The following is a 12303-nucleotide window of genomic DNA, read 5'->3' as shown; positions in this document are numbered from 1 at the left end:
TTTTTATATTATACCTGTATGACCAAAACCATGAATATTTCTTGTAGATATTGTAAAATTTTTGACAATATTGAATTGTACTTGATAAATTGGTAAAAATATCATTTGAGCAATTTTTAAACCAGGTAATATTTTAATTGTCTTACAACTACGATTCCAAACAGGTATCATGACATGTCCTTGATAATCAGAATCTATTAAACCGATTAGGTTACTTAAAACTATACCATGATAATGTCCTAATCCTGATCTTGGAATAATAATAGCTGCTATATTAGGATCTTTAATATGTATAGCCAATCCTGTTGGTAATATAATGTTACTATTAGGCTGTATTATAATATTTTCATTAATACAAGCTCTTAAATCTAATCCAGCTGATCCAGAAGTAGCATATTGTGGTAATTGGTATAAACTACCAATACGACTATCTAAAATTTTAATATCTATTTTTTTCATATTTAATAAATAAATTAAAATAATATATACTAAATTGCAATTAAATAAAAACTTTGATATAATATCATAAAATTTGAAAATTTTTATTTAAAACTAGCATAATATATAGTTTAAAATAATAAAATGATTATAACATAATTAATTTTTTAATGAAATAAATGATTTTTATAAATAAAAAAAAGCATAAATCAAAATTAATATGGTTAAAAAATCACTTCAGTGATTATTATGTTAAAAAAGTACATAATAATTTTAATAAATTTCGTTCAAGATCATGGTTTAAATTAGAAGAATTACATAATATAGACTACCTTTTTAAGAAAGGTATGAATGTTATTGATTTTGGTTCTTCACCAGGAGGATGGTCTAGTTTTGCTAGTTTACAAATAGGGGAAACAGGTAAAATTATTGCTAATGATATTTTATCCATGGAAAAGATATATAATGTGGATTTTATCCAAGGAAATTTATTAGATATAAACATATATAATAAATTGGAACAAAAATTTAAGAAACAAAAAACACAAATTATTATGTCTGATATGGCACCTAATATGACTGGAATAAAAACCATAGACATACCAAAATCTATATATTTAAATTTAATAGTGTTGAATTTATGTAAAAATTATTTAGTGTATAATGGTAGTATTGTCATGAAAATATTCCAAAGTAATGAATTTCAATCTTTATATCATAAAATATGTAAAATGTTTGATAACGTACGTATTAGAAAACCTAATTCTTCCAAAACTCGTTCTTGTGAAATTTATATCGTTGCTAAAGGATATAAAAAATATAATTTTGTTTAAAGTGTACAAACAAATACAGAGGTTGCTCTTTTGAAGAAGATAACAAAAAATATAATTCTCTGGTTAGCAATTACGATAATTTTTTTATCTGTTTTCCAGAATTTTAATTCATATAATGCGCAAAAAAAAATACGAATGGATTATTCTGTATTTCTTGATGAAGTACATCAAAATAAAATACTTGAAACTAAAATTAACGGTAAAGAAATATTTGTTGTTACAAAAGATCATAATAAATATGTTACATATTTACCTATGTATGATCCAGATTTATTAAATATCTTATTAAATAATCACGTTAAAATTTTTAGTGTTCCGCCAGAATCTCCTAGTGTATTACTAGCAATTTTTATTTCATGGTTTCCTATGTTATTACTTATTGCAGTTTGGGTGTTTTTTATACGCCAAATACAAGGCAGCAGCAAAGGTGCATTATCATTTGGCAAAAGTAATGCTAAAATGTTTACCGCAGAACAAATCAAAATTACTTTTAGTGATGTTGCTGGATGTGACGAAGCTAAATCAGAAGTTGCAGAAGTAGTACAATTTTTAAAACAACCCAAAAAATTTCAAAAATTAGGTGGTAAAATACCTAAAGGAATACTTATGATAGGTCCTCCTGGCACAGGTAAAACGTTATTAGCAAAAGCAATTGCAGGAGAAGCTAAAGTACCATTTTTTATTATTTCTGGATCAGATTTTGTAGAAATGTTTGTTGGTGTTGGTGCATCTAGAGTAAGAGATATTTTTAATAAAGCTAAGAAAATTTCACCATGTATTATTTTTATAGATGAAATAGATGCTGTTGGTCGACAAAGAGGTGCTGGTTTGGGTGGCGGACATGATGAAAGAGAACAAACATTAAATCAAATGTTAGTTGAAATGGATGGTTTTGAAAATAACGAGAGTATTATTGTGATTGCTGCTACTAATCGTCCTGATGTTTTAGATCCTGCTTTATTACGTCCAGGAAGATTTGATAGACAAGTAATTGTAGGTTTACCTGATATTCGTGGTAGGGAACAAATATTACTAATACATACTAAAACTATTCCTTTACAACAAGATGTCGATATTCTAATTTTAGCTAAAAGTACACCAGGATTTTCTGGAGCGGATTTAGCTAATTTAGTAAATGAAGCAGCTTTACTAGCAGCTAGTAATAATCGTGAATGTGTTACTATGTCCGATTTTGAAAATTCTAAAGATAAAATCATGATGGGTATTGAAAGAAAATCTATGGTAATGACTGAAGCACAAAAAGAAGCTACAGCATATCATGAAGCAGGTCATGCTATTATCGGATGTCTTGTTCCTGGACATGATCCAATACATAAAGTTACCATTATACCACGAGGACAAGCTTTAGGTGTAACATTTTTTTTACCAGAAATAGATATTATCAGTATTAATCGTCAAAAATTAGAAAGTGAAATATCTACATTATATGGTGGTAGAATAGCAGAAGAAATTATCTATGGTGAACAGTATGTTTCTACAGGAGCTTCTAATGATATTAAAGTTGCAACTAATTTAGCACGTAATATGGTTACACAATGGGGTTTTTCTAAAAAATTAGGACCATTATTATATGCAGAAGAAGAAGGAGAAATTTTTTTAGGAAAATCATTAACTAAATCAAAAAATATGTCGGAAGAAACAGCAAAAATCATTGATCAAGAAGTTAAATTTTTTATTCAAGAAAATTATAATAGAGCCATGAAAATTCTTAAAGATAATATTGATATTTTGCATGCTATGAAAAATGCATTAATGGAATATGAAACTTTAGAAACCAAACAAATTAATGAATTAATGGCTAGGAGTGAAGTTAGTCCACCAGTATGGAAAACTAAAATTAAATCTGAAAATAATACTAAAACTAATCATTAAAGTTAACAATACTATTATTTTTTTTATGATATTTTTAAAAAAAATTTAAGACTAATTGTGTTTTTATGAAAAAAAATATGTTAGTTATTTTCAAAGGTATATATGTGTAAGAACTAAAATATTATTTAGTATTAAGAAATGATACAAAACACATCTGTTATAATTATTATATTATATAATAATATGATATTATCTTTTATTATTTGAAAAATATTTTTTATTGTTTCGATAATACAAATTCAAACTTAAATAAAATTATTTATAATTTTATTTTAAAATACATACATCAAAATATAACAATGTGTAGTAGTATACTTTTAAATTATTACAGATTATATTTTGTATTATAAAAACAATTAGTTTATATTAATAAATTTTAAATAATTTTAAAAATATATTATTTAAAAAAAAATTAATAATTGTAATATAAAAATTTACATTTCATTAAGAGAATCAGTACTAAATTTAGCAGATTTAAATAATGTAATAAAAATGTATGCTTTTTTATTTAAGTAAATAATACAATAAATTTGTATAAAATATATTATATATTGTTTTATGTATAAAAATATGTATAATAATTACTAATTATATTAAATATAAATTTAATATTTATTGGTAAATTTTTATGTATGCGTTATTTTTATTTTTATTTATTATTATTGACATGCTATTAATTAGTTTAGTTTTATTAGAAAATAATGAAATGTCAGATATTAGTACTTCTGCTATTAATTATGCTAAACCATTATTTAATACGAATACAACAAATAAGATTTTAACTAATAGTATTATTGTTCTTTCTTTATTGTTTTTTGCTTTTAGCATGATACTAGGACATATTAGTACTAAACAAAATACAGTAAATGTCAAAACAAGTAAATTTTATAAGTTTTAATTATACAAACCGAAGTGGTGGAATTGGTAGACACACTACCTTGAGGTGGTAGCATCCCCATATTATTTGGATATACGGGTTCAAATCCCGTCTTCGGTATAAAAAATATTTGCATTATGAATATTTTTATTATATCATGTAGTATCACTAAGTAGACGCGGGGTGGAGCAGATTGGTAGCTCGTCGGGCTCATAACCCGAAGGTCGTTGGTTCAAATCCAACTCCCGCAACCACTACCATCAATTAAGATTTTACTCCTAATACTTACTACATCTATGTTTGACATTTTTATGTTAATATAGATGGCAGTCATGTTTTTAAATACATGTTTGATATATAAATTGGAGAACACAATAAAATATTATTTATTATGTCAATAAGTTATATTATTATTTTTATAAAAATAATTACTATATTTATAATTAGGATTTTTTTATAAAAAAAAAATAAATATTATACAAAATCTAGTTCCCTAATTTTACCAAGTTAATTTTTGAGGAAAACTAGGATGAATAAAGAAATACTTGCTGTTATAGAAGCAGTATCTAATGAAAAATCTTTACCACGCGAAAAAATATTTGAAGCTATGGAAAGTGCGTTAGTTAGTGCAACAAAAAAAAAATATGTACATGATATAGAAGTATCAGTTAACATTGATCGTAATAATGGTCATTTCAATACTTTTAGAAAATGGTTAATTGTTAAAAAAGTACATTATCCTACAAAAGAAATTACGTTAGATGCTGCACGTCTTGAAGATAATTCATTAAATATAGGTGATTATATTTATGATAAAATTCAATCCATTAATTTTGATCGTATTACTACACAAACAGCTAAACAAGTTATTGTTCATAAAGTAAGGGAAGCAGAAAAAGCAATTAATCTTGCTTATTTTAAGCAAAAAATTGGTAAAATATTAAATGGTATAGTGAAAAAAACTCATAAAGGTTATTTAAATTTAGATTTAGGTAATAATATTAATGCTATTCTTTTACGAGAAGATATGTTACCTAGAGAAAATTTTAGGTCTGGAGATCGTATTAAAGGGTTATTATTTACTTTTAAAAAAATACATAAAGATAATATCTTTTTTATTAGTCGTTCTAAAATACAAATGATAACAGAGCTATTTCGTATAGAAGTACCAGAAATTAAAGAAGGATTAATAGAAATTAAATCTGCTGCTAGAGATCCGGGTTTAAGATCAAAAATAGCTGTACAAACACTCGATCATAGAATTGATCCTATTGGTGCTTGTGTTGGCATAAGAGGTGCTAGAGTACAAGCAATATCAAATGAATTAAATGGTGAAAAAATAGATGTTGTTCTTTGGAACAAAGATATAAAAAAATTTATTATTAATGCAATGTTGCCAGCAGAAATTTCTTCAATAGTTGTAAATGATTATAATCATAAAATTGATATTGCTGTTAATGAAAAAAATTTAGCGCAAGCAATTGGCAGAAACGGACAAAATATTCGTTTAGCATCACAATTAAGTGGTTGGGAATTAAATATTATGACTCAAGAAAATTTAACTATTAAATATAATAAGAAAAATAATACATTAATAAAAATTTTTATGCAACATTTAATAATTAACAAAAATTGTGCATGGAAATTAGTACAAGAAGAACATTTATCTTCTTTAGAAGCCATTATATTTTGTCCAGTAAATAAAATTAATGATATTGCTAATAAATTTAGTATTAGTAAAATATGTTTTCAAAACATGCAAAATTATGTAAAAAATACATGTTATAATAATGTCATAACAAATAAAGTAAAGAATAATACACAAATCATAAATAATTTTCTTCAAATAAAAAATATGAATAATAAAATATGTGAATTATTAATTCATAAAGGTATTATAACTATCGAACAATTAGCAGAACAGAGTATTGAAGATCTTTCCGATATTAAAATTTTAAATACAAAAAAAGCAGGTGATTTAATTATGTCTGCACGTAATATTTGTTGGTTTAAAAAAAAACCATAACTATTATACATAATATTATATATATGAATGAGGTAAACTAAATATGGATTTAATGGATATTACTGTAAATAATATAGCTGTAGAAATGAATATGTCTATAAAAAAAATTATAAAATATTTTTTAGACATTGGTATTAGTAAAAATATTAATGACCATATCACTATACAAGAAAAAAAAAAATTAATACATTATTTAGTGAAGCACAAATTATTTATTAATACAAAATATAGCCATATTAAAACTAATATGAAAAGTAAAAAAGATACAAGTAATATTCATCAAAAAAACATATTATTACATGATAAATTATATGACAATGAAAAAAAAATAGTTAATAATATTAAGTTTAAAAAAATAACAAATAAACCATTTAAAAAAGTCTTTAGTGTTATTAATGAAAAAAAGAAAAATATTATTATATATAATAAAAATGGAAGAAAAAAAACGCATATAAGAAATAAATTTTCAATCAAACAAAATTATAAAATAAATAATTTACATAAAAAAATATCTGATATACATGTTAAAAACAGTATAATACCTTTTATAAAGAAAAAAAAATATCCCCAACACCATGTAAATAAATTACAACAAGCTTTTACTAAACCAAGTAAAAATATTATTCGTAATATTATTCTCTATACTAATAAACATATTAGTTTACAAGAATTAGCAGATAAAATGGCAATAAAAAGTGCTGTAGTTACTAAAAATATGATGAATATAGGTATATTAAATCCTAATAACAAATTATTAGATCAAAAAACAGCACAATTAATTGTACAAAATATGGGTCATCGAGTTATTTTACGACATAAAAATGAATTAGAAAGATCATTACTGAATACACAAAATATCAATATCAAATTACAAGAACGCGATCCAATAGTTACCCTTATGGGACATGTTGATCATGGCAAAACATCAATATTAGATTATATATTATCGACAAAAATACAATCAAAAGAATCTGGAGGTATTACACAAAACATTAATGCTTATCAAGTTACACATAAAAATCAAAATATTACTTTTATTGATACTCCTGGACATGAATTATTTTCTTTAATGAGATCACGTGGAATTAGTATTACAGATATTATTATATTAGTTATAGCTATTGATGATGGTATTATGCCGCAAACAATTGAAATTATTAAATATGCACAAGAATATAATGTACCAATCATAGTAGGAATTAATAAAATTGATAAAAACATATTTAATATAGAAAAAATTAAAAACGATCTTAGTAAATATAATATTATTTCAGATCAATGGGGTGGTAATAATATATTTGTTTCATTATCTGCTAAGACTGGAATAGGAATAAATAAATTATTAGATGCAATCTTATTACAAGCAGAAATGTTAGAATTAAAAGCAAGATTTCAAGGTATTGCACAAGGTGTTGTAATCGAATCGTATTTAGATAAGAATAGAGGACCTGTAGCAAATATTATAGTACAAGAGGGTACGTTAAAAAAAGGAGATATGATATTATGTGGTACAACTTATGGTAAAATAAAAACTTTAAAAAATTGTCAAGGAAAATTATTACTGACAGCTGAACCTTCTTCTGCAGTAGAAATTGTTGGTTTATCTCATATACCTTATGCAGGTGATACTTTTATAGTTGTTACTAATGAAAAAAAAATAAGAAGTATAGTTTCTTATAGAAAAGATCAATTACGTAATAAAAAAATTACTATACAACAAAAAAATTTTAAAAATAAATTTATTGATTTAAATCAAAAACACATACAAAAAATACATGTATTATTAAAATGTTATACTCAAGGATCCATAGAAATTATAAAAAATGCATTAATGCAAATAATACAAAAAAATTGCAGTATCGAAATTATTAATACTGGTGTAGGAAATATTACAGAAACAGATGTTATATTAGCCTCTACAACTAATAATATGATTGTAATAGGTTTTAATGTCACCATAAATAGTGCTGCTAAACGTATTATGATATCTGAAAATATTAATGTGCGCATTTTTACAGTTATTTATAACTTAATTGATAATTTTAAAAATTTTGTTAATTCATTTATTGCACCTATATATACATATCAGACTTTAGGTACGGCAGAAGTAAAAAATATTTTTACTATTCAGCATATTGGTGTTATTGCTGGATGTACTGTTAAATCTGGATTTTTACAACAACATCATACGATACGTGTTATACGTAATGATAAAATCATTTGTGAAACTACCATAGAATCATTAAGAAGATTTAAAGATAGTGTTACAGAAGTAAGTATAAACATGGAATGTGGTATTATTATAAAAAATTTTAATAATATAAAGATACACGATAAAATAGAATCGTTTATCAAAATAGAAAACCGTAAATAACATAATTTTTAAAAATTATTTTTTATAAAAGAAACAATTATGGAAAAAAATAAATATCGTCAATTAAAAGTTGCTAATGAATTAAAAAAACAAATTTCATATATACTAGCAAATAATATTCATGATACACGTTTTAATAAATTAATTACCGTAACAGATTTATTGGTAACAAAAGATTTATCTTATGCACAAATATTTATTTGTTATCCACAAACAAAAAATATATTACAACATAATGAAAAACAAGAATTATATTTTTTAAATACAATATCAGGATATATAAAACATATTTTAACTCAGAAAATAATATTACGTCATATTCCACATTTAAAATTTTTTTTTGATCATTCTTTAAATGTAGGTGCACATATTACTAAACTACTTAACCAAAATAATATATAATTATTTATAATTTAATTACAAATGATAGTTTTTTCAAATCAAAACAATATTAATGGTTTATTATTATTAGATAAATCTATTGGATTAACATCTAATAAAATATTACAAAAAATTAAAATTTTATTTAACATTCATAAAGCAGGTTATATAGGTACATTAGATCCCTTAGCTAGCGGTTTGCTACCTATATGTTTTGGTCGATGTACTAAATTTGCTCACTTATTAAGTGAAGCAGATAAAATATATGAAGTAACAGCACGATTAGGCATTAAAACTGATACAGCAGATAGTTATGGTAAAATCATTATGAAAAATAGTATCAGTAATTTGACTATAACACATATCTTAAATAAACTCACACATTTTTTAGGAGAAATACAACAAATACCTAATATATATTCTGCTATAAAATATAATGGCATGCCATTATATTGGTATGCACGTAATAATATTATTAATCTTAAAATTCCTGTTAGAAAGATAATTATATATAAAATAATATTAATATATTTTAATTTCAATATTTTAAAATTAAAGATACATTGTTCTAAAGGAACTTATATTCGTAGTATTATTGATAATTTAGGAGATAAATTACGTTGTGGTGCACATGTAATACAATTACGTCGTTTGAATATAGCACATATTTCCATAACACATAATAATGTACTTACAGATCAACAAGTAAAAATATTAATTAAAAACTATAAACATCATTTCTTACAAGAAACATTAATTAATAAGTTAATTTTACCTATACAGTATATTTCACGTAATTTTCCTAATATTTATTTAACATACGATATTATAGAAAATATAAGATATGGTAAAAAACACACATTAAAAATAATGAATATTACAAATAATAAATATGTAAATATTTTAGAAAAATATACATATAAATTTATTGGTATTGGTATTATTAATCACAAACAACATATTACTAAATATATACTAACATAATATTATTATAAGGAATATTTATGTATACAAATAAACAAGACAAAATAACAATTATTAATAAATTTAAAATAAATCATACAGATATAGGCTCTACTCCTATACAAGTTGCTTTACTTACATTAAGAATTAATAATTTACATAAACATTTTCAAAACCATAAAAAAGATCATCATAGTCGTCGTGGATTACTAAATCTAATATCACAACGTAGAAAATTATTAAATTATTTTAAAAAGAAAAATTTTCTAAAATATAATACATTATTAGAACAATTAAATTTAAGAAAATAATAATTTTATATATAATTTAAAATTCATATTTAAAATTATAATTTTATATAAAGGATAGATATTTTGTTAAATCCGATTATTCATACATTTAGTTATGGTGATAATACTGTAACTATAGAAACTGGAATGATTGCACGTCAAACAACTTCTGCAGTAGTCGTAAATATTAATGGCACAACAGTATTAGTTACTATAGTAATTAATAAAAATATTAAAAAAGAACAAAATTTTTTACCATTATCTGTACATTATCAAGAAAAATCTTATGCAGCAGGACGTATACCAGGAAATTTTTTCCGTAGAGAAAGTCGTCCTAGTGAAAATGAAATGTTAATTGCACGTTTAATTGATCGTCCACTAAGACCTTTATTCCCAAAAGGATTTTTATATGATATACAAATAATCGCAACTGTCATATCTATTAATCCAAATATATATCCAGATGTTGTTGCTATTATTGGTGTATCTGCTGCATTAAGTATATCAAATATACCTTTCAATGGTCCTATTGGAACAGCACGTATAGGTTATATTAATAAGTGTTTTGTATTAAATCCTAGTATAACTAAAATGAAACATAGTCAATTAGATTTAATTATAACTGGAACACAAAAAGAAATTTTAATGGTGGAAGCAAAAACTAATCAATTAGATGAAACAGAAATATTAAATGCAATAATATATGGACATAAACAACAACAACAATTAATTAGTAACATAATCATGTTTGCTGAAAAGGTAAACATACCTAGAGATAACCAAGTATGGATTATAAATCCTATTAATAAAGAACTACAAAAAAATATAACAACACTAGCTAAATTAGATTTAATAAAAGCTTATCATATTCCTGAAAAACAGGATAGAATAAATCAAATTGATATAATTAAACTAAATACCATAGAAGCTATACATAAACAAGATCCAAATATTAATCAACATGATATTAATGAAATTTTTCATGAATTAGAAAAAGAAATAGTAAGAACACAAATATTAATAGATAATATACGTATTGATGGCCGTAAACATAATATGATTAGAAATTTAGATGTTCGTACAGGTATTTTATCTCGTACACATGGATCATCTTTATTTACTCGTGGTGAAACACAAGCTTTAGTTACTGTTACTTTAGGTACATCAAGAGATGCGCAAATATTAGATGATTTAATAGGTGAAAAAACTGATCATTTATTATTTCATTATAATTTTCCTGCTTATGCTGTTGGTGAAACAGGTATATTAAGTTCACCTAAAAGAAGAGAAATAGGTCATGGACATTTAGCTAAAAAAGCAATATTACCTGTTATGCCAACATTAGAAAAATTTCCATATACTATTCGTTTAGTATCAGAAATTACAGAATCTAATGGATCTTCTTCTATGGCATCTGTATGTGGTGCATCATTAGCAATGATGGATGCTGGTATTCCTATTACAAATGCTGTAGCTGGAATAGCTATGGGTTTAATTAAAGAAAAAGATAATTTTGTTATTTTAACTGATATATTAGGTGATGAAGATCATTTAGGTGATATGGATTTTAAAGTTGCTGGTACAAATAAAGGTATTACTGCATTACAAATGGATATGAAGATTAAAGGTATTACACCAACTATTATTAAATTATCATTAAAACAAGCTAAATTAGCAAGATTGCATATTTTGAAAATAATGCAAAAAAACATTTCTATTCCTAAAAAACATATTTCAGAATTTGCACCTAGAATTCATATTTTAAAAATTAATCCAGAAAAAATTAAAGATATGATTGGTAAAGGTGGATCTGTTATTAGAGCTTTAACCGAAGAAACAGAAACAGTTATAGAAATTGAAGATAGCGGCATTGTCAAAATTGCAGCACAAAATTATACACAAATACAATTTGCGATACGACGTATCGAAGAAATTACTGCTGATATTATTGTAGGACGTATTTACAGTGGGAAAGTCACACGTATTTTGGATTTTGGTGCTTTTATTTCTATAGGACATGGAAAAGAAGGTTTAGTACATATTTCACAAATTACTAACACACATGTGAATAAAGTCAGTGATCATTTAACATTACTACAAAAAGTTTTAGTTAAAGTTATAGAAATTGATAAACAAGGAAGAATACGATTAAGTATGAAAGCAACAACTAGACGTTAAATACATCTTTACTAAGTATGTAGTTTACCATATATAATCATGACCATGCA

General features: G+C 24.0%; 9 protein-coding genes, 2 tRNA genes and 1 pseudogene. 11 read left to right on the top strand and 1 reads right to left on the bottom strand.

Annotated elements, in window-relative coordinates:
• Positions 1 to 3: 3 nt before the first annotated feature.
• Entirely contained in the window at positions 4 to 459 is a 456-nt protein-coding gene (gene dut, locus GJT86_RS01605; protein ID WP_168920539.1) for a dUTP diphosphatase, read from the bottom strand.
• Between the two features lie 158 nt (positions 460 to 617).
• On the opposite strand from dut, the gene GJT86_RS01600 reads away from it, so the two are divergent.
• From GJT86_RS01600 to pnp, 11 genes and pseudogenes are all read left to right on the top strand, one after another.
• Positions 618 to 1271 carry an RlmE family RNA methyltransferase gene (locus tag GJT86_RS01600; protein WP_168920538.1) on the top strand — a complete coding sequence of 218 codons (654 nt, stop codon included), beginning with the start codon at positions 618 to 620 and terminating at the stop codon, positions 1269 to 1271.
• A 30-nt stretch (positions 1272 to 1301) separates the two neighbouring features.
• Positions 1302 to 3158, top strand: a pseudogene (gene ftsH / locus GJT86_RS01595) (ATP-dependent zinc metalloprotease FtsH); the annotation flags it as partial.
• Between the two features lie 634 nt (positions 3159 to 3792).
• Positions 3793 to 4062 carry a preprotein translocase subunit SecG gene (secG, locus tag GJT86_RS01590; RefSeq protein ID WP_168920537.1) on the top strand — a complete coding sequence of 90 codons (270 nt, stop codon included), beginning with the start codon at positions 3793 to 3795 and terminating at the stop codon, positions 4060 to 4062.
• Between the two features lie 8 nt (positions 4063 to 4070).
• A tRNA-Leu gene (locus GJT86_RS01585) sits at positions 4071 to 4161 on the top strand.
• 57 nt (positions 4162 to 4218) lie between these two features.
• Positions 4219 to 4295, top strand: a tRNA-Met gene (locus GJT86_RS01580).
• 275 nt (positions 4296 to 4570) lie between these two features.
• Positions 4571 to 6067, top strand: a complete 1497-nt coding sequence (gene nusA, locus GJT86_RS01575; RefSeq protein WP_168920536.1) for a transcription termination factor NusA — start codon at positions 4571 to 4573, stop codon at positions 6065 to 6067.
• A gap of 43 nt (positions 6068 to 6110) precedes the next feature.
• On the top strand, positions 6111 to 8441 hold the full coding sequence (gene infB, locus GJT86_RS01570) for a translation initiation factor IF-2 (protein ID WP_168920535.1): 2331 nt from the start codon (positions 6111 to 6113) through the stop codon (positions 8439 to 8441).
• A 39-nt stretch (positions 8442 to 8480) separates the two neighbouring features.
• Positions 8481 to 8843 (top strand): 30S ribosome-binding factor RbfA, encoded by a 363-nt coding sequence (gene rbfA, locus GJT86_RS01565; RefSeq protein WP_168920534.1) that lies wholly within the window; start codon positions 8481 to 8483, stop codon positions 8841 to 8843.
• Positions 8844 to 8864: 21 nt separating this feature from the next.
• Complete coding sequence (gene truB / locus GJT86_RS01560; protein WP_168920533.1) at positions 8865 to 9806, top strand: tRNA pseudouridine(55) synthase TruB; 942 nt, start codon at positions 8865 to 8867, stop codon at positions 9804 to 9806.
• 20 nt (positions 9807 to 9826) lie between these two features.
• On the top strand, positions 9827 to 10096 hold the full coding sequence (gene rpsO / locus GJT86_RS01555) for a 30S ribosomal protein S15 (protein WP_168920532.1): 270 nt from the start codon (positions 9827 to 9829) through the stop codon (positions 10094 to 10096).
• 63 nt (positions 10097 to 10159) lie between these two features.
• Positions 10160 to 12253 (top strand): polyribonucleotide nucleotidyltransferase, encoded by a 2094-nt coding sequence (gene pnp / locus GJT86_RS01550; protein WP_168920531.1) that lies wholly within the window; start codon positions 10160 to 10162, stop codon positions 12251 to 12253.
• Positions 12254 to 12303 lie beyond the last annotated feature (50 nt).

It is taken from the genome of Enterobacteriaceae endosymbiont of Macroplea appendiculata (genome assembly GCF_012571605.1).
Classification (GTDB): Bacteria; Pseudomonadota; Gammaproteobacteria; order Enterobacterales; family Enterobacteriaceae.
Note: the sequence above shows the minus strand (reverse complement) of the source record. Positions and strands in the feature narration are given on the sequence as shown.

Coding starts and splice junctions, on each gene's coding strand:
- secG (WP_168920537.1), top strand. CDS start 3,793: ATGTATGCGTTATTTTTATTTTTATTTATTATTATTGACATGCTATTA.
- truB (WP_168920533.1), top strand. CDS start 8,865: ATGATAGTTTTTTCAAATCAAAACAATATTAATGGTTTATTATTATTA.
- dut (WP_168920539.1), bottom strand. CDS start 459: ATGAAAAAAATAGATATTAAAATTTTAGATAGTCGTATTGGTAGTTTA.
- rbfA (WP_168920534.1), top strand. CDS start 8,481: ATGGAAAAAAATAAATATCGTCAATTAAAAGTTGCTAATGAATTAAAA.
- nusA (WP_168920536.1), top strand. CDS start 4,571: ATGAATAAAGAAATACTTGCTGTTATAGAAGCAGTATCTAATGAAAAA.
- rpsO (WP_168920532.1), top strand. CDS start 9,827: ATGTATACAAATAAACAAGACAAAATAACAATTATTAATAAATTTAAA.
- infB (WP_168920535.1), top strand. CDS start 6,111: ATGGATTTAATGGATATTACTGTAAATAATATAGCTGTAGAAATGAAT.
- GJT86_RS01600 (WP_168920538.1), top strand. CDS start 618: ATGATTTTTATAAATAAAAAAAAGCATAAATCAAAATTAATATGGTTA.